Source organism: Paraburkholderia sp. Ac-20347 (assembly GCF_017104805.1).
GTDB lineage: Bacteria > Pseudomonadota > Gammaproteobacteria > Burkholderiales > Burkholderiaceae > Paraburkholderia > Paraburkholderia tropica.
In genome coordinates, this window is record NZ_JAAGPN010000018.1 from 1 (window position 1) to 20,297 (window position 20,297).

Below are 20,297 nucleotides of genomic sequence, written 5' to 3' on the forward strand. Positions count from 1 at the left end.
CGTGCGCGTGCTCGGCACGCTGCCCTGCCGCGTGCGCTGGGTCGACGAGCGCGACGCGGCGTTTCCCTCGCCGGAAGCGTTCGCGGCACTGGGCGCGCCGAACGTCGTCATCGACGCCAGCGACGCGCCCGACGACGCCGTCGACGCCGCGCCGCCCGGCACCAGCTTTATCGTGATGACGCACGATCATGCGCACGACCTCGATCTCGCCGAACGCATCCTGCGACGCGGCGACTTCGTGTTCTTCGGCATGATCGGCTCGCACGCGAAGCGCAAGCAGTTCGAGCACCGGCTGGCCGCGCGCGGCATCGACCCGATGCAGATCGCGCGCATGAACTGCCCGCTCGGCGTGGACGGCATCGTCGACAAGTCGCCCGAGGTCATCGCCATTTCGGCCGCCGCGCAGTTGCTGCAGGCGATCGAGGCCGCCTCGGCGCCCGCGCGCTCGACGGCCGCCATGCCCCATTCCGCGTGATGTCACTTATTGAACGAACAGAATCGACCGACCACACCATGACGATCACGACCCACGCCAATCCGCTGGTCCAGAAGGCCTTCGGCGCACCGAAAGCCGAGCTGCACATCCATATCGAAGGCTCGCTCGAACCCGAACTGATCTTCGCGCTCGCGCAGCGCAACAACGTGACGCTCGCGTACGAATCGATCGACGCGCTGCGCGCGGCCTACGCGTTCACCGACCTGCAGTCGTTTCTCGACATCTACTACGCGGGCGCGAGCGTGCTGCTGCACGAGCAGGACTTCTACGACATGACGATGGCGTACTGCGAGCGCGCGCTCGCCGACCACGTCACGCACACCGAAATTTTCTTCGATCCGCAGACGCACACCGAGCGCGGCGTGTCGATCGACACGGTGGTCGCGGGCATCGACCGCGCGCTCGCCGACGCTGAAAAGCGCGGCCTCACGAGCAAGCTGATCCTGTGCTTCCTGCGCCATCTGAGCGAAGCCGACGCGCTCGCCACGTGGGACGCCGCGCTGCCGGTGTTCGACCGTTATCCGCGCATGATCGGCGTGGGCCTCGACTCGTCGGAGCGCGGCCATCCGCCTTCGAAGTTCGAACGCGTGTTCGAGAAGGCGCGCGCGAAGGGCCTGAAGCTCGTCGCGCACGCGGGCGAGGAAGGCCCGCCCGCCTACATCTACGAAGCGCTCGATCTGCTCAAGGTCGATCGCGTCGATCACGGCGTGCGCAGCATCGAGGACCCGGCGCTCGTCACGCGTCTCGCCGACACGCGCGTGGCGCTGACCGTCTGCCCGCTCTCGAACACGAAGCTCTGCGTGTTCGACGACATGACGCAGCACACGCTCAAGCAACTGCTCGACCAGGGCGTCGCGGTCACCGTCAATTCCGACGATCCGGCCTACTTCGGCGGCTACGTGAACGAGAACTACAGCGCAATCATCGACGCGCTGAAGCTCGACGATCAGGAGGTGTACACGATTCTGCGCAATGGCTTCGAGGCGTCGTTCGTGACGCCCGAGGAGCGCGCCGCGCTGATCGCGAAGCTCGACGCTTACTGGACGGCGAGCTGAGCGGCAACGCGTTCGGCGAGCCTCGCCGCCGCGCTGCCTGATCGGCACGGGACGCATCGGCACGGAACGCACCGGCCCGGGCAGCGCCCATGAAGCACGAAGCAAGACTCAGGGAACGGCGCACGCGCGCCGCGCCCGGGGCGCTGTCGCGCCTCGATTTTTCGACGCCCGGTTTTCGCCACCGATAAAGAAAGCCGACGACGGCGCGCCGCGTTCTCAGGAGCGGCGCGCGCGATGCGCGCCAATGCGATGACGAAGCCATGACGAAGCGCGCACGCAAGCTGCTGACGAATACCTGAATTTTCCGGAGACGAAGGACTCATGACTCAATCGGCTTTTCGCGCAAAACTGTTGACGTTCACCGGCGACCCCGCGCAGTCGCCCGACGCCGCCGTGTTCCACGAGGACGGCGTCGTGATCGTCGAGGATGGCCGCGTGGCCGCGTCCGGCGCGTGGTCCGCGCTCAAGGACCGCGTGAGCGAAGGCGCGAGCGTGCAGGATCTGCGCGACAAGCTGATCGTGCCGGGCTTTATCGACACGCACATTCACTATCCGCAGACCGACATGATCGCGTCGCCGGCGCCGGGCCTGCTGCCGTGGCTGGAAACGTACACGTTCCCGACCGAGCGCGGTTTCGCCGACGAAGCCGTGGCCGCCGACACGGCGCGCTTTTTCGTCGACGAACTGCTCGCCAGCGGCACCACCACGGCGCTCGTCTACTGCACGGTGCACAAGCAGTCGGCCGACGCGCTCTTCACGGCGAGCGAGGCGAAGAACCTGCGCATGGTCGCGGGCAAGGTGCTGATGGACCGCCACTGCCCCGAGTTTCTGCGCGACACGCCGCAAACCGGCTACGACGACAGCGCCGAACTGATCGCGCGCTGGCACAACAACGGCCGCCAGATGTACGCGCTCACGCCGCGCTTCGCGCCGACCTCGACCGAGGCGCAGCTCGAAGCCTGCGAGGCGCTCGCGAAGGCGCACGGCGACATCTTCATCCAGAGCCACGTGGCCGAGAATCTCGACGAAGTGGCATGGGTGAAATCGCTGTTTCCGCGCCAGCGCAGCTATCTCGACGTCTACGACCATTACAGCCTGCTGCGCCGCCGCGCGGTCTACGGCCACTGCATCTGGCTCGACGACGAGGACCGCCGCCGCATGGCCGAAACCGGCGCGGTCGCGGCGCATTGCCCGACCTCGAATCTGTTCCTCGGCAGCGGCCTGTTCGACTTCGACAAGGCGCAGGAGACGCAGATGCCCGTGACGCTCGCGACCGACGTGGGCGGCGGCACCTCGTTTTCGATGCTGCAAACCATGAACGAGGCGCACAAGGTCGCGCGCATGGGCGGTCATCATCTGACGGCCACGCGCATGTTCTGGCTCGCGACGGCGGGCGCGGCGCAGGCGCTCGATCTCGCCGACAAGATCGGCACGCTCGCGCCGCAGTCCGAAGCCGACTTCGTGGTGCTCGACCCGAAGGCGACGCCGCTGCTCGCGCGCCGCACCGCACGCGCGGACTCGCTCGAAGAACTGCTGTTCGCGTTCGCGCTGCTCGGCGACGACCGCGCCATCTACGAAACGTATGCGGCAGGCGCGCGCGTGCATAGCCGCGAGCAAGCGCGGCGTTAAGGCGTTATCGCGTCGAACCAGGCGCTGGAACGCCCAGCCCAAAACGAAGCGCGCCGGCCCTTGCGGGTCCGGCGCGCTTTTTTCATGCGCTGCGGCGAGCAGGTTCGCGCGGCTTACTTCGCCTGCGCGTTGCCGGGCGCCGAAGCGGGAACCGGCGCGGCCGCCTCGTTGGGTGCGCCGCCCTGCTTGTCGAGCGGCAGCTTCACCTGCGTGACCGTGCCGTTCTGCAGCGGGAAATTCGCGAGTGCGCTGCGCACGAGGTAGGGCATCACGCGCACGAGCGAGGGATCGTCGCCCGAGGTGCGCGCGGAGACGTTATAGACCTCCTTGCCGCTGCTCTTCTCCGTGATGCGGATCGACAGCGCATGCGAATAGACCGGATAGCTCTGGTTCACGTAGGCCGGACCGTACGGACCCCAGGGGCCCCACGGATTGAACGGCCCCCAGTACGGGCTCGGCCACGGGTTGTAGAACACGGGCTGGGCGACCGTCACGGTGTCCATGCGGCTGCCGTAGGCGAGGCCCACGAGGTAGCGCGCCTGCGGCTCGGGCACCTGATGAAACGCCTGCACGTCGAGCCCGTCGGCCACGAGATTCTCGTAGGTCGACTGCTCGATGCTGTGTTCCTGAGTGGGATTGCGCGTGAACGCATAGGTGCGCGTGGCGTCGCTGCCGCCGTTCCAGGCGGAGAACGCGGTCACCTGGCTCGTCACGTACGTGGTACAGCCGGACATCGTCACGGCTAGCGCCGCCAGCATCAGCAGGGCGCGGCGGGTCCATCGGTCGGGCATCATGGTCTTCTCGTTGCAGTAGTGCCAGTGGTGGGAAAAGCGCAGTCGTGGGGACCGCGTGCTTCACCTGTTTGCGTTACGAATCAGCCGCCTCGCTTATTCCCTGTCTGATGCAGTTTCGCGAGGTGCGCGCCGGTGCGTCGAAAGCCGACTGAAATCGGGGTCGCGCTCGTTTTGCGGCAGCACGATCATACTGACTCGCGCGGCGCCAGGAAAGTTCGGCGCCGCCGCGCGCGGCCATTTGCTCATGATGCGCCTTCTGTCGCGAGCACCGCCGCTTTTTGCCCCCGCTTTTTGCCCCGACGGACAAGCGGCCCGAGCCTTTGTACAATGGGACGGCAGGCCATCGCAGTGCGGCCTACCCTATCCGATTCGAGCCGCTCACCCACATTCGCCCATGCAAACCCTGTCCGATACCGCTACGCCTAACGTGATCCGCCGCGAAGACTACGCGCCGCCCGCCTTCCTGATCGACACCGTCGACCTCGAATTCGACCTCGTGCCCGAGCGCACCATCGTCAAGAGCACGCTCGCCGTGCGCCGCAATCCGGCGGCGAAGCATGCCGCGCATCTGGAGCTGATGGGCGAGCAGCTCGAGTTCATCGGCGCGTCGATCGACGGCACGCCTTACGAGCACGTGCGCACGCACGAGCATGGCCTGACGGTCGAGAACGTGCCCGAGTCGTTCACGCTCACGCTGACCGGCGCCTGCGATCCGGCCGCCAACACCACGCTCTCGGGTCTGTACGTGTCGGGCGGCAACTTCTTCACGCAGTGCGAGGCGGAAGGCTTTCGCCGCATCACCTGGTTCCTCGACCGCCCGGACGTGATGGCCACGTACACGGTCACGCTGCGCGCCGACAAGACCGCCTATCCCGTGCTGCTCTCGAACGGCAACCTGATCGCCGAAGGCGACCTGCCCGACGGCCGCCACTATGCGAAGTGGGAAGACCCGTTCCGCAAGCCGAGCTATCTGTTCGCGCTGGTCGCGGGCAAGCTGGTGGCGCTCGAAGAGCGCATCCAGAGCGGCTCGGGCAAGGAAAAATTGCTGCAGGTCTGGGTCGAGCCGCACGATCTCGACAAGACGCAGCACGCCATGGACTCGCTGATCAACTCAATCCGCTGGGACGAGTCGCGCTTCGGCCTCGAACTCGATCTCGACCGCTTCATGATCGTCGCCGTGAGCGACTTCAACATGGGCGCGATGGAGAACAAGGGGCTCAACATCTTCAACACGAAGTACGTGCTCGCGAATCCGGAAACGGCCACCGACGTCGACTTCGCCAACATCGAAGCCGTGGTCGGCCACGAGTACTTCCACAACTGGACCGGCAACCGCGTGACCTGCCGCGACTGGTTCCAGCTGAGCCTGAAGGAAGGCCTCACGGTGTTCCGCGACCAGGAATTCTCGGCGGCGATGTCGGGCGGCGACGAGAACGAAGCCGCGCGCGCCACCAAGCGTATCGAAGACGTGCGCGTGCTGCGCCAGATGCAGTTCGCCGAAGACGCGGGCCCGATGGCGCATCCGGTACGCCCGGAAAGCTACGTCGAGATCAACAACTTCTACACGATGACCGTCTACGAGAAAGGCTCGGAAGTCGTGCGGATGTATCAGACGCTGTTCGGCCGCGACGGCTTCCGCAAGGGGATGGACCTGTACTTCCAGCGCCACGACGGCCAGGCCGTGACCTGCGACGACTTCCGCCGCGCGATGGCCGACGCCAACGGCCGCGACCTCGCGCAGTTCGAGCGCTGGTACAGCCAGGCGGGCACGCCGCGCGTGACCGTCAGCACGCGCTACGACGAAGCCGCCAAGCGCTATACCGTGACGCTCACGCAGGGCTACGCGAACGGCTCGCCCGCCGCGCGCGAAACGCAGAAGGGACCGCTGCATATTCCGTTCGCGATCGGCCTGATCGGCGCGAACGGCCAGGATCTGCCGCTCAAGCTCGACGGCGAAAGCGCCGCCGGCGGCACGACGCGCGTGCTCGAATTCACCGAAGCGCAGCAGACCTTCACGTTCGTCGACGTGAACGAGAAGCCGCTGCCCTCGCTGCTGCGCAACTTCTCGGCGCCGGTGATCGTCGAGTACGACTACGCCGCCGACGAACTCGCCTTCCTGCTCGCGCACGACAGCGATCCGTTCAACCGCTGGGAAGCGGGCCAGCGTCTCGCCACGCGCGAATTGCTGACGCTCGCCACGCGCGCGAGCCAGGGCCAACCGCTGGAGGTGAGCCAGGCGCTCGTCGAAGCGTTCCGCCGCGTGCTGACGGACGCCTCGCTCTCGCCGTCGTTCCGTGAACTCGCGCTGATGCTGCCGTCGGAAACCTATCTGGCCGAGCAGATGGCCGAGTCCGATCCGGCCGCCGTGCACGCCGCGCGCCAGTTCGTTCGCAAGCAGCTCGCGAACGCGCTCAAGGCCGAGTGGCTCGCCGCCTACGCGCAGAACGTCACGCCGGGCGCCTATGAGCCGACGCCGGAAGCCGCCGGCCACCGCGGCCTGAAGAACCTCGCGCTCTCGTACCTCGCCGAACTCGACGATCCTGCCGACGCGCTGCGCCTCGCGAGCGCGCAGTACGACGCCGCGAACAACATGACCGATCGCGCGGCTGCGCTGTCGGCCTTGCTGAACGCCTCGGCGGCTTCGGGCGACGACGCGTCGAAGCGTGCGCTCGAAGACTTCTACGCGCGCTTTGAAAACGAGCCGCTCGTGATCGACAAGTGGTTCTCGCTGCAGGCCACGCAGCGCGGCACGGCGCAGCGTCCGGTGATCGAGGCGGTGCGCGCGCTGATGCGCCATCCGGCCTTCAATCTGAAGAATCCGAACCGCGCGCGCTCGCTGATCTTCAGCTTCTGCGCGGCAAATCCGGCGCAGTTCCACGCCGCCGACGGCTCGGGCTACGCGTTCTGGGCCGAGCAGGTCATCGCGCTCGACGCGATCAACCCGCAGGTGGCCGCGCGCCTCGCGCGCAATCTGGAACTGTGGCGCCGCTTCACGCCGAAGCTGCGCGACGCGATGCGCGCAGCGCTCGAACAGGTCGCGAAGCAGGCGAAGTCGCGCGATGTGCGCGAGATCGTCGAAAAGGCGCTTGCCTGACGGACCATCGCGCGATGCGTTGATGCGTTGATGCATCGAGCACGGCACGCAAGGCCGGCCCCGTAAGCTTCATGGGGCCGGCTTTTTTTCGGCCATTTTTTCGCGGATTTTTTTCGAATATTTTCCTCGCCGCAACCCCAGCCCGGCGCGCCGGAGCGCCCACTGGCGGCCTTTTTGCCGTTTTACGCATCGGGCAGTCACAGCCCAGCGGGTAGAATTGCGCTATTCCCCAAGCTCCCCGGAGTACTGCAATGGCTTTGCACCGTCGTACCACTCTTACGAAATACCTGATCGAGCAGCAACGCGAGCACAAGAACCTGCCCGCCGACCTGCGTCTGTTGATCGAAGTCGTCGCACGCGCCTGCAAGGCGATCAGCTTCAACGTCAGCAAGGGCGCGCTCGGCGACGCTCTCGGCACGGCGGGCAGCGAGAACGTCCAGGGCGAAGTGCAGAAGAACCTCGACATCCTGTCGAACGAAATCCTGCTCGACGCCAACGAATGGGGCGGCAATCTCGCGGCCATGGCGTCGGAGGAAATGGAAACGTTCTTCCCGATCCCGGCCAACTATCCGAAGGGCGAATACCTGCTGGTGTTCGATCCGCTCGACGGCTCGTCGAACATCGACGTGAACGTCTCGATCGGCACGATCTTCTCGGTCCTGCGCTGCCCGGACGGCCAGCAAGCCACCGAGGAATCGTTCCTGCAACCGGGCACGAAGCAGGTCGCGGCGGGCTACGCCGTCTACGGTCCGCAAACCGTGCTCGTGCTCACCACCGGCAACGGCGTGAACTGCTTCACGCTCGACCGCGAACTCGGTTCGTGGGTGCTCACTCAAAGCAACATGCGCATTCCGGAAGACACGCGCGAATACGCGATCAACGCGTCGAACGCGCGTCACTGGTATGAGCCGGTCCAGCAGTACATCGGCGAGCTGAACGAAGGCAAGGACGGCCCGCGCGGCGAGAACTTCAACATGCGCTGGATCGCGTCGATGGTCGCCGACGTGCACCGTATCCTGAATCGCGGCGGCATCTTCATGTATCCGGCCGACAAGCGCGATCCGTCGAAGCCGGGCAAGCTGCGCCTGATGTACGAGGCGAACCCGATGTCGTTCATCGTCGAACAGGCGGGCGGCATGGCCACCAACGGCGTGGATCGCATTCTCGACATCCAGCCGACCAGCCTGCACGAGCGCGTCGCCGTGTTCCTCGGCTCGAAGAACGAGGTCGAGCGCGTCACGCGCTATCACCACGAAGCCAAGAAGTAAAAAAGATGCGAAAAGGGCTTGCATTCCTGCGAGCACTTTTCTATAATCTTTCTTCTCTGATGTGACGCCGGAATAGCTCAGACGGTAGAGCAGCGCATTCGTAATGCGAAGGTCGGGGGTTCGATTCCTCTTTCCGGCACCACCAAGTTTCATCAAAAAGCCCAGTCTTCGGACTGGGCTTTTTGTTTTCCGGCGGCTTTTCTCCCCTTCTCCTCTAGCTGCGTACAGCCGCTAACGCGAGTAGCGCCACGCGCACCGCCTCGACCACTTCATCCCAATTGCCCAGTTCGCGCTGCCTGAAAAGACGCGCCGACGGATACCACGGGCTGTCGTCGCGGTCGCTCATCCAGCGCCAATCGGTGCAGAGCGGCAGCAACACCCACACCGGCACACCCGACGCTCCCGCCAGATGCGCGACCGAGGTATCGACCGTGATCACCAGATCGAGCGACTGCGCGATGGCCAGCGTGTCGTCGAAAGTCTCGATCTCGGGACCAAGCGGCGTGATGTCGATACCGGCGGGCAGCGTGGCCAGCTCGCGCTCCGCCGCGCCCTTCTGCAGCGCGAACCACGAAACCGGCGCGCCATCCATCGCCGACAACAGCGCGGGCAGCAGCGCGGCGAGTTTCATCGAACGATATCGGTCGAGGTCGTAATCCGGATTGCCGGCCCAGACCAGCCCCACACGCAGACGCCCCGGCGCGCCATGCGCCGCCGCATCGAGCCGATCACGCCAGCGCGCGACGGCCTCGGGCGCCGCGTGCAGATACGGCACGGCGTCCGCCAGCGTATCGAGCGTCATCGCCATGTGCTCGGGCATGCGAAACATGCGGCACCAGTAGTCGTACGGTCCCTGCGGCAACGTGGCGCTCGCACGCCGAACACCGCGCGCACGATTCGCCATGCCGACCAGCGCCGCATCGACCCAGACATCGACGAGCGCCCCGCGACGCGCGAGCCAATCCGCGCAACGCAGCAGTTGCACCTGATCGCCGAGACCCTGCTCGCCCAGCAGCAAAAAGCGCCGGCCGTCCACCGGCTCGCCCTGCCACTCCGCAAACAGCGGCCGAGCGAGCGTGCGGCTGTGATCGAAGCGTTCGTGCCAGCGGTATTGCTTCCAGCCCGCCTCGTACTCGCCGTCGCGCAGCAGCGAAATCGCGAGATTGAACTGCACGGCGACGTCATGCGGCGCGAGACGCGCGGCCGCCTCGTTGTGACGGCGCATACCCGTGAAATCGCCGCGCATGTGCAGCGCGTAAGCCGCGTTGTGATGGAGCAGCGGCAGCGTGGCGTCGACAACGAGGCCCTGCCGCGCGACATCGAGCGCCATGTCGAAGCGATCGAGGCAGTTCAGCGCGAACGCGAGTTCCTTGAGCGCCACGGCCTGCGTGGCGAAACGCGCGCGGTAGGCGACGATCAGCGCGTCGATGTCCGCTTCGGGCTTGGGCGAAAGACGCGCCAACGTATTCAGCAGGTCGATGCCATCCTGCGCGGTCGCCTCGTCGAGCGACCACGCGCGTTGCAGCGATTGCGCGGCATCGGCGAATCGCTCCGCTTTCAGGTGCAGATCGGCAAGACGGCGCGCCGCGTGATGCAGCGTGGGATCGCACGCGAGCGCTTGATGATAGTGCTCGCACGCTTCGTCCGCGCGGCCGGCGAGCGTCAGCACATCGGCGAGATTGCGATGCTGGCTGGCCGTGCCGCCCGAGAGCGCCAGCGCGCGGTGATAGAACGCCTCGGCGGACAGATGCTCGCCCGCGAGCGCCGCCATCAGGCCGCGATGTTCCCAGAGCGTGGCGTCGCGAGGCGCGATGTGAAGCGCCCGGTCCAGACAATCGCGCGCCTGCGCGGTTTCGCCCGCGCGAAAGGCGGCGAGCGAGCGGCGATGCCACTCGTCGGCAGACGGTGCCAGAGCTTGAGTTTCGGGGTCGTTCATGAGGCGTCCGGGTGGCGTGTGCGACGGCGTCGCGACGCTGCGGATCTGCGCATCGGCTGGTTCCGCCGCGCATTTGAAGATAGCCGAACGCTTCCCCGGATCGAATCGGACGGTTCTGAATTGACGATGCTTACTCTGAGCGTCGATGCGCACGCCCACAAACCAGGCCGCTGCGTTCGCTCAGCGGCGTTTATTCATGCGCATTCGCTCAATAAATCCGTCCGGAAAGCGCTTCCAGCGAGTCATTAATCAACAGACTCGATAGAAACGATCGCTTACAGAGTTTTAAATGTATTTAAAGATTTCGCGTCAACGGACGTTCATAATCGACCGTTGTAGAGAGATGGGGGTTTACCGCGAGAGCACGAACTGGCGAGCGCCACACCGTGTGAGCCCGTGTGAGCCACAACGCCCGCCTGGCGTGGGATTGGCGGAGCTGGGCGCAACCCTCTTGCATTCGGGCACGGCCATTCGTCGGCTAAAAAGCGGAATGCGAGTCCGAATGCGGGCGACGCAGAAAAATAGGCGGGGAATCCGAATGATTATATTCCTGCGCGCTCGATAAAATCGATCGCTGTGCGAAGAAAGCAACAGACAGATCGTAAAAGGACCTTTGCGCTGAGGAGCACTAGCGTGACGGAAGGGCCGAGTCGGATAATCGGCTTACATAGGAGAAAGATCATGGACGCCAAACCGCCAAAGCTTCCGACCCCGGACCAAGTTTTCAGCCCGGATCCGGAACCGGTGGCCGTCGAGTTTCTCGGCGATGAATTGCCCGCTCACGTGCGCGCATTTCTCGACGAGCAGCGCAAGGCACACGAACAGAAGTGACGGGGACGCGCAGTCGCGCGACGCAAACGGATGCTTGGACCGGCCCGTTTGACGCTCGCGCGTGCGAATCGCAGACTCAGTGCAGCGCCACGAGCAATCGTAGCGCACGTATCGCGCTGGGCGCTCGCTAACCACAAGCTGAACGCGCGGGAGACGCCCGCGCGGCATGGGTGTTTGCGCGTCTGTTTGCGCACCTCAGTGCCGAATCTCTAGCGGGCGACGCGCCTGCGCCGCGCCATTTCCTCGTCGCCATTCCGGGCACTTCGCCCACAACCGGCTATCCTTCGCTTTTCCTCTTCGGCCAGCCGGCCTCCTCGTGCAATGACTTTCCGCCTTCGCGCACTCGCGTCCTGCGCCGCCGCACTGCTCTTCGCCCTCCCCGCCGTTTCGGCTCATGCCGATGGCGACGACACCGCGCTCACGAATCTCGTCGCGCTGGTTTCGCAGCGTCTCGCGCTCGCCGAGCCGGTCGCGCACTGGAAGTGGATCAATCACAAGGCGATCACCGATACGCCGCGCGAAAACGCCCTGCTCGCCGACGTCCAGAAACGCGCCGCCGCGGCCGGTGTCGATCCCGCATTTGCGCGCGACTTCTTCCGCGATCAGATCGACGCGAGCACCGAAGTGCAGAACGCACTCTTCGCGACGTGGCGTTCGTCGCAGCCGCCCGCCGATCCGGCGCCCGATCTCGCGACGGTCACGCGTCCGCAACTCGACCGGCTGACGGGACAATTGATCGGCGCGCTCGCCCGCGCACAGTCGACGCGCATGGCGGACGACTGTCCCGCGCGCGTCGCGCGCGCGGTGGCGAACTGGAAGGAATTGACGCGCTACGACTCCACGCGCGCCGACGCCATGACGCACGCGCTCGGCCACGTCTGCGAGGCGGGCGGCGTGGGCGGCACGGCGTAGGCGTCAGACGGGCGTCGTCAACCCGTCGTCGATGGGAGCGGACAAGGTCACGGGCAGCGGCAGCACGCTCAGACCGCGCTCGAAACGCGTCTGGAGAATGCGCCAGGTCGTGAGCTCGAATGCGGGCTCGCGCGTCGCGGCGCACAACATGGCCGCTTCGCCCTCGTTCGCGACGGCGCCCAGATAGCACCAGCGATCGATCAGATGGAACAGCGGCGCGCCGTTCGCGACATCGCCCTCTTCAATCAGCACGGCGCCGTCGAACGGCCAGGGCGCGGACAGCGGATCCTGCTTCGACACGCGCGGCACGCGGTTGAACGACGGCCGCCACTGCGCGATCCAGCGCGCTTCCACGAGCAACGCGCCAATCTCGCCGCCGGTGGCCTGCCACTCGACGCGGCGCACCTGCAGCGCCATGCGCTGCTCGCGCGCCGAGCGGCGCTCGCCCGACAGATGCGAGCGCACGCGCTGACGCACGCGCACGCTGCGGCCCACGTAGAGCGGCGCATCGTTCTCGCCGAAAAACGCGTAGACGCCGTGGCCGGAGGGCGCCGTCTCGATCAGTTCGTCGGTGATGTCGCCCGCCAGACGGTGGCGGCGCGTGAGCCGGTCGATCTGCGAGGCGAGCATCTGCGCGGGCACGAGACCCGGCAGGCGCTGCCAGAATTGCCACAGCAGATCGGCGTCGGCGAGCGCGCGGTGGCGATCGGCGGGCACGAGCGCGTGACGCTCGACCAGCGCATCGAGTCCGTGACGCTTTTCGGACGGAAACAGCGCGCGCGACAGGCGCACGGTGCACAGCACGTCGGGATTGAACGAGAAACCCGCGCGCTCGAATTCGGCGCGCAGAAAGCCGCGGTCGAAACTCGCGTTGTGCGCGACGAACAACTTGCCGGCGAGGCGTTCGAACAGCGCGGGCGCGATCTCGGCGAACGTCGGCGCGCCGCGCACCATACTATTAGTGATGCCGGTGAGCTGCTGGATGAAGGGCGGGATCGACTGCTGCGGGTCGACGAGCGAACTCCAGCGCGTCGCCTCGCCATCCTTGACCTCGACGACGCCGACTTCCGTGATGCGATGCTCGCCCACGGAACCGCCTGTCGTTTCAAGATCCACGAACACAAGCGGTACGTCGCCGGACGGAAGTTCGGCGCTCAGAGGGGTGTCGGACATGGTGAAACAGTAAGACGTGAAAAAGAAATCCGCCCAAGTATGCACCGTTTGGGCGAAGCGCGCTGAACTTCCCGATGGACGGTTCAGGCTTCGGAACCCGTATTCTTTTAATTTCGATTGACGGTTTTTTTGAATCAGGGTTTTCCCGTGCGTCACATTAATATACGGATGCTCGCTGGGAATTATTACGCGGCTTTTACGACTTTCAAGACTTTGCGTAACGCCAAAAACAAAAAAGCCCTGGTTTCACCAGGGCCTGTTCGTGCGGCAAGCGGTTCACGCCCGCTCGCGCAGCGCGCTCGGCTTAGAGCGGCTGGATGTTCGCAGCCTGCTTGCCCTTCGGGCCAACCTTGACGTCGAACGACACACGCTGGTTTTCCTTCAGCGACTTGAAGCCGTCTGCACGGATTTCCGAGAAGTGCGCGAACAGATCGTCGCCGCCGGCGTCGGACGTGATGAAGCCAAAGCCCTTTGCATCATTGAACCATTTGACAATACCGGTTTCCATGTTTCCGTTTCCCTCAAAATTTAATGACGCGGGCTATATCCTCACGCCGAATGCCTGCTGAATCGCTTCTTTTTCCTGCAACAATGCAATTAGCGCTAAAGAAGTAATTCAGAAGTGCCGTTATACGGGGAACGACAATCGCCAGTCAAGCGAATTTTTTATAACAGCATTCCCGTTTTCGCGATAAACCCGCATGCATCAAAAAGTGCACAAAAATTATATGCAAGCGGAATGATTATCGGATTCGCGGCATTTTTACCCGTCTGATTACGGCCATCGCTAATGCTCGGGAAAATTTCCCGAAATGTAACAATTAGTGTCAAACGTAAGTGTTTTTACCGGTTGTTCGGGTAATACATTGAATTCATGATGAATACCGTTAGCGTGCAAAGGGAGGCCATCATGCTGACGGCATTGCGACGTTGGATTCATTGGCTCGTGGAAATCGACGGTCCCGATCAGGCCGCCGCCGGCGAGCTCGATACCTATGGTTCCTGGCACGGCGATCACTGGCATAACCTGCTGTGTTCCCCGATGGACGCCCGGCACTATGTAATGGAAGACTGGAGTCTGCAGCCCGAACCGCCTGAAGGAAAGGGGCAATAAGGCTGGCAGAAGTTCGCGAAGCGATATGAGGCGGGGCGCAATGTCCCGCTACTTATTCGCGGGCAAAAAAAAAGCGCAGCCAGTGGCCGCGCCGACAAAGGTTTGGAGATCTTTTTCGTCAACGAAAAAGTCTGCTTCGGAAAGCAGCGAGTTCAGTATAGCTGCAGCGTTGGCCGCGAATTAACCGTACACGACACAATCATCTGTTACGTCGGACGCAATAATCCCGGTTGACAGCGATTTACGTTGTTTTTCGCAATCAATTGTTGTAGCGATCGCACAACGCCATTCGGTTGACACTCACTCTCCCCTCTTTGCAATCCCGCTGAAAGCCCCAGCCAGCAAGGCGGAAACGAAGATCTCGTAACCATTTCCATTACCGCAATACTTTATTGCGCAAATCGGAATGCCTGATTTCCGAGCACCGTCTCTACACTCTGCCTGTCCGGAAACCGACTTCGACGGATTAACGCGCCACGCGAGTTCGCCTCTCGCTGCCATTCGCGTGGACGGTTTCCCAAACAGGGTTCGACGAAACCCACCTCTGTTCTCGGAGTTACAAAGATGAAAAAGACTCTCATGGTCGCTGCCCTCACGGGCGTTTTTGCAACGGCAGCACACGCTCAAAGCAGCGTCACGCTGTACGGCCTGATCGACGCCGGCGTCACCTACGCAAACAACTCGGGCGGTCACAGCCTGTGGAAGGCCACGAGCGGTACCGTCAACGGTAGCCGTTGGGGCCTGCGTGGTTCGGAAGATCTGGGTGGCGGTCTGAAGGCCATCTTCACGTTGGAAAGCGGCTTCAACATCATGAACGGCACGGCTGGTCAGTCGAGCCGCATGTTCGGCCGTCAAGCGTTCGTCGGTCTGGCAAGCAACCAGTACGGTGCTGTCACCCTCGGTCGCCAGTACGACTCCGTCGTCGACTACCTGGCACCGCTGTCGAACACGGGTACGCAATACGGCGGCACGATCGCTGCTCACCCGTATGACAACGACAACCTGAACAACTCGATCCGTTTCAACAACACGATCAAGTACAGCAGCGTGAACTACGCTGGCTTCAAGTTCGGCGGCACGTACTCGTTCTCGAACAGCGATCAATTCGCGAACAACCGTGCGTACAGCTTCGGCGCATCGTACAACTGGGGCGGCCTGAACGTCGCAGCCGGCTACCTGCAGCTGAACAACGACGTCACGAACGCAACGTTCGCGAACGCAAACGGCCCGGCCGCTTCGGCATCCGGCGCACAAACCGGCGAATGGACGTTCCTGGCAGGCCGTCAGCGCACGTTCGGCGGCGGCGTGAACTACACGTTCGGCCCGGCAACGGCTGGCATCGTCTACACGCAGACGAACCTGTCGGACGCAACCGGCGGCGGCATCTCGGGTACGCAATCGGGCACGGGCTCGACGGGCGGCATCGCGTTCCGCGCAGACAGCGCACGCTTCCAGAACTTCGAAGGCAACATCCGTTACGCTCTGACCCCGGCACTGAGCCTGGCTGGCGCGTACACGTACACCCGCGCAAACCTGGGTGGCGGTGTCAACCCGAACTACAACACGGTTGCTCTGCAGTCGGACTACGCACTGTCGAAGCGCACGGACGTCTACCTGCAAGGCGACTGGCAACACGTGTCGGACAACTCGGCTGGCATCGGTGCTTACCTGAACGGTCTGGGTTCGGCTTCGACCCGTCAAGACCAGATCGCTGTGACGGTTGGTATGCGTCACCGCTTCTAAGCTTCACGCCGCTGGCCGTTCCGGCCAGCTGTGCAGCTGAAAAAGGCGCCCTCGGGCGCCTTTTTTTCGTTTACCGCGCCGCTCGCGCGGCCTTTACCGCGCTCAGGCGCCCGGCGCCGGATAACGCACGTCCAGCACGTCGATGGACTCCGGGCCCGTGGGTGTATGCAAGGTCACCTGATCGCCGATCTTCGCCTTCAGCAAGGCGCGCGCGATCGGCGAAATCCAGCTCACGTGGCCGCGATCCAGATCGATTTCGTCGACCCCGACGATCGTGATCGTATGCGCCTCGCCGTCCTCGGTGCCGTACTCGACCGTCGCGCCGAAGAACACCTGATCGACGCTCTCCTGACGGCTGCTGTCGACCACCTCGGCCAGATCGAGCCGCTTCGTCAGAAAGCGGATACGCCGGTCGATCTCGCGCAGCCTGCGCTTGCCATAGATATAGTCGCCATTCTCCGAACGGTCGCCGTTCGACGCCGCCCACGAGACCAGCTTGACCACTTCGGGCCGCGCCTCGTCGAGCAGATGCAGCAGCTCGCTACGCATGCGCTGATAGCCCGCGGGCGTCATGTAGTTCTTGGTCCCGGCGGGGATCTCGGGATGACCGGCTTCGAGATCGTCATCGTCGTCGGTCGTTTCTTTGACAAAGGCCTTGTTCATGATGGTTCGATACGTTCGATACGCTGCTGTACTGACACGTCTGCTTCACTGCCGCGAAGGTTGCGGAACGCCGCGCGCATGACGCTGCGGCCCTGCCTTCAGGGTACACGATGCGGTACACGAAGCGGGTCTGCAAACAAATTGCGATAAGGGGGCTTCCTTTTTTCGAAATCGTTGCTATAATCTCTTTTCTGTGTGCGGCTGTAGCTCAGTTGGATAGAGTACTTGGCTACGAACCAAGGGGTCGTGGGTTCGAATCCTGCCAGCCGCGCCACCTTTTCAGAGTTTTGCGTCAGATGTATCGTGCAAATCTCCAGTAACACTGCAGTAAGTAGTATCGCTTTAGCGTGCGGCTGTAGCTCAGTTGGATAGAGTACTTGGCTACGAACCAAGGGGTCGTGGGTTCGAATCCTGCCAGCCGCACCACCTTTCGAAGGGCCTTCCTCACCAGGAAGGCCCTTTGTCTTTGTAGCGCCGTTTTCGTGCGACGCCTTCCCTGCCCTCGCACCGGCAATCGCTAACGCGGTTGCGCGCCGATATCGCCGATCTGTCCATCCGGACGCGGCAAATCTTCCACGTCGCCCACATTGGCCGGCTCGGCCGTCAGTTCCATCTGCATGCCGGAGAGCGCCTGCGGCTGGCGCAGCATCGCTTCCACCTCGTCGCCGAAACGGCTGGTCACGAACGCGCGCAGCAGCGCCTCGCGCATCGTCGCGCCCTGCGCTTCGGCAGTGCGATGGCTGCCGACGAACTCCGCCACGCAGATCACCGCCTCGCCGTCGCGATGCTCGCGCACTTCCAGACGCTGCGCGCGGTCCAGCACGACGCCCGCGGCCTCCCACGACGTCGACGGCTCGAAGCGCCCGTCCCAGGCGCGCCCACGGTCGTTTCCGCGCACCGCGACAGTCTCGCCGCTGTCGGTGAAATAAATCTCGCGCACGAAGTCGGGCAGGCTGCGCGCCACCCAGTAGTCGAGCGCGAGGCCGGTGAGATCAGCTACGTTCATGGCGTGTCCTCGCTTCCGGTTGAAGAGCTTCGAGGCGGCGCGAACGAGCCGCGCCGGCGGGCCGCAGAAAGCCGGGCCCAAAAGAGATACTGAAGTGAGGCGGAGCCGCTCGGGCGCCGCGAAGATGGCGGCCGATGCAGCGGCCTGCGCCTGACAGCGACGCGCCGGGCGAACGGCGCGCCTGAAGCGACGATCGACTATCGGGCGTCGACGTCAGTAATCGGCGCGCTCGCGGTCGATACGCATGCCGCCGTCGTGGCGATGATGCCCCTCGTCGCTCGGCCGTTCGCGCGTGATGCGCATGACGTCCGGATTCGTCCGCACGCGGCGCATGACGTTCGCGAGATGCACGCGATCGCTCACCTGGATCACGAAGCGCAGCATGTTCGACTCCTGCGCGAGATCGTCGTCCATGGCGATGTGCACGATGTTGGCGTCGGCGGACGTGATGTCGGCGGCCACGCGCGCGAACACGCCCTTGGTGTTCTTCACGAGCACCTTCACGGCGACGTCGAACAGACGGCCAGGCTGCGGCGCCCACGCGACGTCGATCCAGCGGCCCGGATCGCGGCGATGAATGCGCTGCGCCACGCGGCAGTCGGTCGTATGGATCGCCATACCGAGCCCGATGCCGATGTAACCCATGATGTCGTCGCCCGGAATCGGACGGCAGCAGGCCGAGAGCTGCACCGACATGCCTTCGGTCCCGGTGATGACCACCGGCGGCGCATGCGGCGCGTTCGGATCGCGCGGCGCGTGGTGATGATCTTCGTCGTCGGCGTCGAGGCCCGTGACCAGCACTTCGATACGCTTGGCCATGACCGCCGCGACGCGCCGGCCGAGACCGATGTCCGCGAAAATTTCCTGGCGATTCTTGTTGCCGGTCCACTGCACGAGCTTTTCCCAAACTTCCGGCGTGATTTCCGAAAGCTGGTAACCGTAGCCCTTGAGCGCCTGGTCGACGAGACGCTCGCCGAGCTGCACGGATTCCGTGAGGCGCATCGTCTTCAGATAGTGACGGATCGCCGAGCGCGCCTTGCCGGTGCGCACGAAACCGAGCCACGCGGGATTCGGCTTCGAATACGGCGCGGTGATCACTTCGACGATGTCGCCGCTCTTGAGCTCGGTGCGCAGCGGCAGCAGCTCATTGTTGATCTTCACGGCGACGCACTGGTTGCCCAGGTCGCTGTGGATCGAATACGCGAAGTCGAGCGCCGTGGCGCCGCGCGGCAGCGCCATGATCTTCGACTTCGGCGTGAATACGTAGACGGCGTCCGGGAACAGGTCGATCTTGACGTGTTCGAGGAACTCGCTCGAATCGCCCGCCTCGCTCTGGATGTCGAGCAGCGACTTGAGCCACTGATGCGCGCGCTTTTGCACGTCGTTCAGGTCGGCGCCGCCGTTCTTGTAGAGCCAGTGCGCGGCCACGCCCGCTTCGGCGATCTCGTGCATCTTGCGCGTGCGCACCTGGAACTCGATCGGCGCGCCGAACGGACCCACGAGCGTCGTGTGCAGGGACTGATAGCCGTTCACCTTCGGAATGGCGATGTAGTCCTTGAACTTGCCCGGCACCGGCTTGTAGAGCGCATGCAGCGCGCCGATGCAGGTATAGCATTCGAGCGCCGACTCCACGACCACGCGGAAGCCGTACACGTCGAGCACCTGCGAGAACGACAGCTGCTTGTCGCGCATCTTCTTGTAGATGCTGAAGATGGTCTTCTCGCGGCCGGTGACTTCGGCGTCGAGCTTCGCGTCGCCGAGCGCGCGCTGCACCGCTTCCAGAATCTTGCTCACCACTTCGCGCCGGTTGCCGCGCGCGGCCTTGACGGCTTTTTCGAGCGTGGCGTAGCGGTTCGGGTTGAAGTTCTGGAAGCTCAGATCCTGCAACTCGCGATACGTGTTGTTCAGGCCGAGCCGGTGCGCGATGGGCGCGTAAATGTCGATGGTCTCGCGCGCCACGCGGCGGCGCTTTTCGGGCGGCACCGCGCCCAGCGTGCGCATGTTGTGCAGCCGGTCGGCGAGCTTCACGAGAATCACGCGCACGTCGCGCGCCATCGCGAGCAGCATCTTGCGGAAGTTTTCCGCCTGCGCTTCCTCGCGATTACGAAACTCCATCTTGTCGAGTTTCGAGAGGCCGTCGACCAGTTCCGCGACTTTGGCGCCGAAGCGCTCGGCGATCTCCGCCTTGGTCACGCCCTGGTCTTCGATCACGTCGTGAAGCAGCGCCGCCTGGATGGCCTGGGCGTCGAGCTTCCAGCCGGCGCAGATTTCCGCGACGGCGACGGGATGCGTGATGTAGGGTTCGCCACTCTGACGATATTGCCCGAGGTGGGCTTCGTCGCTGAAGTGAAACGCCGCTTTGACTTCCTTGATTTCCTCAGGTGTGAGGTAACCGGAAAGCGCCGCGGTCAGATTGGCGATGGAGACGACCCCGTGTTTGCGGGGTTGTTCCGGTGTAGCGGTCGGTCCGAACAGATGACGAAACGACTGTTCGAGAACCGCGTCGATGTAATTGCGCGCGGGGTTCGCGGTTTCCGCTTCCTGGTCCACGTCGGTGGCCGGCGAGGGCGTAGTGCTCATGTT

16 protein-coding genes and 3 tRNA genes are annotated in these 20,297 nt (G+C 64.1%); 12 read left to right on the top strand and 7 right to left on the bottom strand.

The window, feature by feature from the left end; genetic code table 11:
* The 3 genes from G3N97_RS05480 to guaD form a co-directional block, all read left to right on the top strand.
* Positions 1–475: XdhC family protein (locus G3N97_RS05480; RefSeq protein WP_205992298.1), on the top strand; the 475-nt coding region annotated here is incomplete at its 5' end.
* A 38-nt stretch (positions 476–513) separates the two neighbouring features.
* Positions 514–1,551, top strand: a complete 1,038-nt coding sequence (locus tag G3N97_RS05485; RefSeq protein WP_124260782.1) for an adenosine deaminase — start codon at positions 514–516, stop codon at positions 1,549–1,551.
* Positions 1,552–1,872: 321 nt separating this feature from the next.
* Entirely contained in the window at positions 1,873–3,180 is a 1,308-nt protein-coding gene (gene guaD, locus G3N97_RS05490) for a guanine deaminase (protein ID WP_205992299.1), read from the top strand.
* A gap of 113 nt (positions 3,181–3,293) precedes the next feature.
* On the opposite strand, the gene G3N97_RS05495 is transcribed toward guaD, so the two are convergent.
* Entirely contained in the window at positions 3,294–3,974 is a 681-nt protein-coding gene (locus G3N97_RS05495; RefSeq protein WP_205992300.1) for a DUF4136 domain-containing protein, read from the bottom strand.
* 403 nt (positions 3,975–4,377) lie between these two features.
* Here G3N97_RS05495 and pepN point away from each other — a divergent pair, with 403 nt between their 5' ends.
* The 3 genes from pepN (at position 4,378) to G3N97_RS05510 (ending at position 8,478) form a co-directional block, all read left to right on the top strand.
* On the top strand, positions 4,378–7,068 hold the full coding sequence (gene pepN / locus G3N97_RS05500; protein ID WP_205992345.1) for an aminopeptidase N: 2,691 nt from the start codon (positions 4,378–4,380) through the stop codon (positions 7,066–7,068).
* Positions 7,069–7,319: 251 nt separating this feature from the next.
* Complete coding sequence (locus G3N97_RS05505; protein WP_205992301.1) at positions 7,320–8,336, top strand: class 1 fructose-bisphosphatase; 1,017 nt, start codon at positions 7,320–7,322, stop codon at positions 8,334–8,336.
* 66 nt (positions 8,337–8,402) lie between these two features.
* Positions 8,403–8,478, top strand: a tRNA-Thr gene (locus tag G3N97_RS05510).
* A gap of 72 nt (positions 8,479–8,550) precedes the next feature.
* On the opposite strand, the gene G3N97_RS05515 is transcribed toward G3N97_RS05510, so the two are convergent.
* Entirely contained in the window at positions 8,551–10,272 is a 1,722-nt protein-coding gene (locus G3N97_RS05515) for a tetratricopeptide repeat protein (protein WP_205992302.1), read from the bottom strand.
* Positions 10,273–10,953: 681 nt separating this feature from the next.
* On the opposite strand from G3N97_RS05515, the gene G3N97_RS05520 reads away from it, so the two are divergent.
* The gene (locus G3N97_RS05520) at positions 10,954–11,103 is read left to right on the top strand and encodes a hypothetical protein (RefSeq protein ID WP_167371414.1); all 150 of its coding nucleotides are present in this window, start codon (positions 10,954–10,956) and stop codon (positions 11,101–11,103) included.
* A 321-nt stretch (positions 11,104–11,424) separates the two neighbouring features.
* The gene (locus tag G3N97_RS05525) at positions 11,425–12,015 is read left to right on the top strand and encodes a chorismate mutase (RefSeq protein ID WP_205992303.1); all 591 of its coding nucleotides are present in this window, start codon (positions 11,425–11,427) and stop codon (positions 12,013–12,015) included.
* A gap of 3 nt (positions 12,016–12,018) precedes the next feature.
* Here G3N97_RS05525 and G3N97_RS05530 read toward each other — a convergent pair whose 3' ends face one another.
* Both G3N97_RS05530 and G3N97_RS05535 read right to left on the bottom strand, forming a co-directional pair.
* Positions 12,019–13,188 (bottom strand): exonuclease domain-containing protein, encoded by a 1,170-nt coding sequence (locus tag G3N97_RS05530; RefSeq protein ID WP_205992304.1) that lies wholly within the window; start codon positions 13,186–13,188, stop codon positions 12,019–12,021.
* Positions 13,189–13,492: 304 nt separating this feature from the next.
* Entirely contained in the window at positions 13,493–13,696 is a 204-nt protein-coding gene (locus G3N97_RS05535; protein ID WP_028205165.1) for a cold-shock protein, read from the bottom strand.
* 402 nt (positions 13,697–14,098) lie between these two features.
* On the opposite strand from G3N97_RS05535, the gene G3N97_RS05540 reads away from it, so the two are divergent.
* Both G3N97_RS05540 and G3N97_RS05545 read left to right on the top strand, forming a co-directional pair.
* The gene (locus G3N97_RS05540) at positions 14,099–14,302 is read left to right on the top strand and encodes a hypothetical protein (RefSeq protein WP_205992305.1); all 204 of its coding nucleotides are present in this window, start codon (positions 14,099–14,101) and stop codon (positions 14,300–14,302) included.
* 564 nt (positions 14,303–14,866) lie between these two features.
* On the top strand, positions 14,867–16,045 hold the full coding sequence (locus tag G3N97_RS05545) for a porin (protein WP_205992306.1): 1,179 nt from the start codon (positions 14,867–14,869) through the stop codon (positions 16,043–16,045).
* A gap of 102 nt (positions 16,046–16,147) precedes the next feature.
* Here G3N97_RS05545 and greB read toward each other — a convergent pair whose 3' ends face one another.
* The gene (gene greB, locus G3N97_RS05550) at positions 16,148–16,708 is read right to left on the bottom strand and encodes a transcription elongation factor GreB (protein ID WP_205992307.1); all 561 of its coding nucleotides are present in this window, start codon (positions 16,706–16,708) and stop codon (positions 16,148–16,150) included.
* 197 nt (positions 16,709–16,905) lie between these two features.
* Between greB and G3N97_RS05555 the strand changes: the two genes are divergently transcribed.
* Both G3N97_RS05555 and G3N97_RS05560 read left to right on the top strand, forming a co-directional pair.
* Positions 16,906–16,982: transfer RNA gene (locus tag G3N97_RS05555), tRNA-Arg, on the top strand.
* Positions 16,983–17,057: 75 nt separating this feature from the next.
* A tRNA-Arg gene (locus G3N97_RS05560) sits at positions 17,058–17,134 on the top strand.
* A 91-nt stretch (positions 17,135–17,225) separates the two neighbouring features.
* Here G3N97_RS05560 and G3N97_RS05565 read toward each other — a convergent pair.
* The gene (locus tag G3N97_RS05565) at positions 17,226–17,714 is read right to left on the bottom strand and encodes a phage protein NinX family protein (protein WP_205992308.1); all 489 of its coding nucleotides are present in this window, start codon (positions 17,712–17,714) and stop codon (positions 17,226–17,228) included.
* Between the two features lie 213 nt (positions 17,715–17,927).
* Positions 17,928–20,294 (bottom strand): bifunctional (p)ppGpp synthetase/guanosine-3',5'-bis(diphosphate) 3'-pyrophosphohydrolase, encoded by a 2,367-nt coding sequence (locus tag G3N97_RS05570; RefSeq protein WP_205992309.1) that lies wholly within the window; start codon positions 20,292–20,294, stop codon positions 17,928–17,930.
* Between the last annotated feature and the right edge of the window lie 3 nt (positions 20,295–20,297).

Coding starts and splice junctions, on each gene's coding strand:
- G3N97_RS05525 (WP_205992303.1), top strand. CDS start 11,425: ATGACTTTCCGCCTTCGCGCACTCGCGTCCTGCGCCGCCGCACTGCTC.
- G3N97_RS05530 (WP_205992304.1), bottom strand. CDS start 13,188: ATGTCCGACACCCCTCTGAGCGCCGAACTTCCGTCCGGCGACGTACCG.
- G3N97_RS05495 (WP_205992300.1), bottom strand. CDS start 3,974: ATGATGCCCGACCGATGGACCCGCCGCGCCCTGCTGATGCTGGCGGCG.
- G3N97_RS05545 (WP_205992306.1), top strand. CDS start 14,867: ATGAAAAAGACTCTCATGGTCGCTGCCCTCACGGGCGTTTTTGCAACG.
- G3N97_RS05485 (WP_124260782.1), top strand. CDS start 514: ATGACGATCACGACCCACGCCAATCCGCTGGTCCAGAAGGCCTTCGGC.
- G3N97_RS05535 (WP_028205165.1), bottom strand. CDS start 13,696: ATGGAAACCGGTATTGTCAAATGGTTCAATGATGCAAAGGGCTTTGGC.
- G3N97_RS05540 (WP_205992305.1), top strand. CDS start 14,099: ATGCTGACGGCATTGCGACGTTGGATTCATTGGCTCGTGGAAATCGAC.
- greB (WP_205992307.1), bottom strand. CDS start 16,708: ATGAACAAGGCCTTTGTCAAAGAAACGACCGACGACGATGACGATCTC.
- G3N97_RS05515 (WP_205992302.1), bottom strand. CDS start 10,272: ATGAACGACCCCGAAACTCAAGCTCTGGCACCGTCTGCCGACGAGTGG.
- G3N97_RS05570 (WP_205992309.1), bottom strand. CDS start 20,294: ATGAGCACTACGCCCTCGCCGGCCACCGACGTGGACCAGGAAGCGGAA.
- guaD (WP_205992299.1), top strand. CDS start 1,873: ATGACTCAATCGGCTTTTCGCGCAAAACTGTTGACGTTCACCGGCGAC.
- G3N97_RS05505 (WP_205992301.1), top strand. CDS start 7,320: ATGGCTTTGCACCGTCGTACCACTCTTACGAAATACCTGATCGAGCAG.
- G3N97_RS05520 (WP_167371414.1), top strand. CDS start 10,954: ATGGACGCCAAACCGCCAAAGCTTCCGACCCCGGACCAAGTTTTCAGC.
- G3N97_RS05565 (WP_205992308.1), bottom strand. CDS start 17,714: ATGAACGTAGCTGATCTCACCGGCCTCGCGCTCGACTACTGGGTGGCG.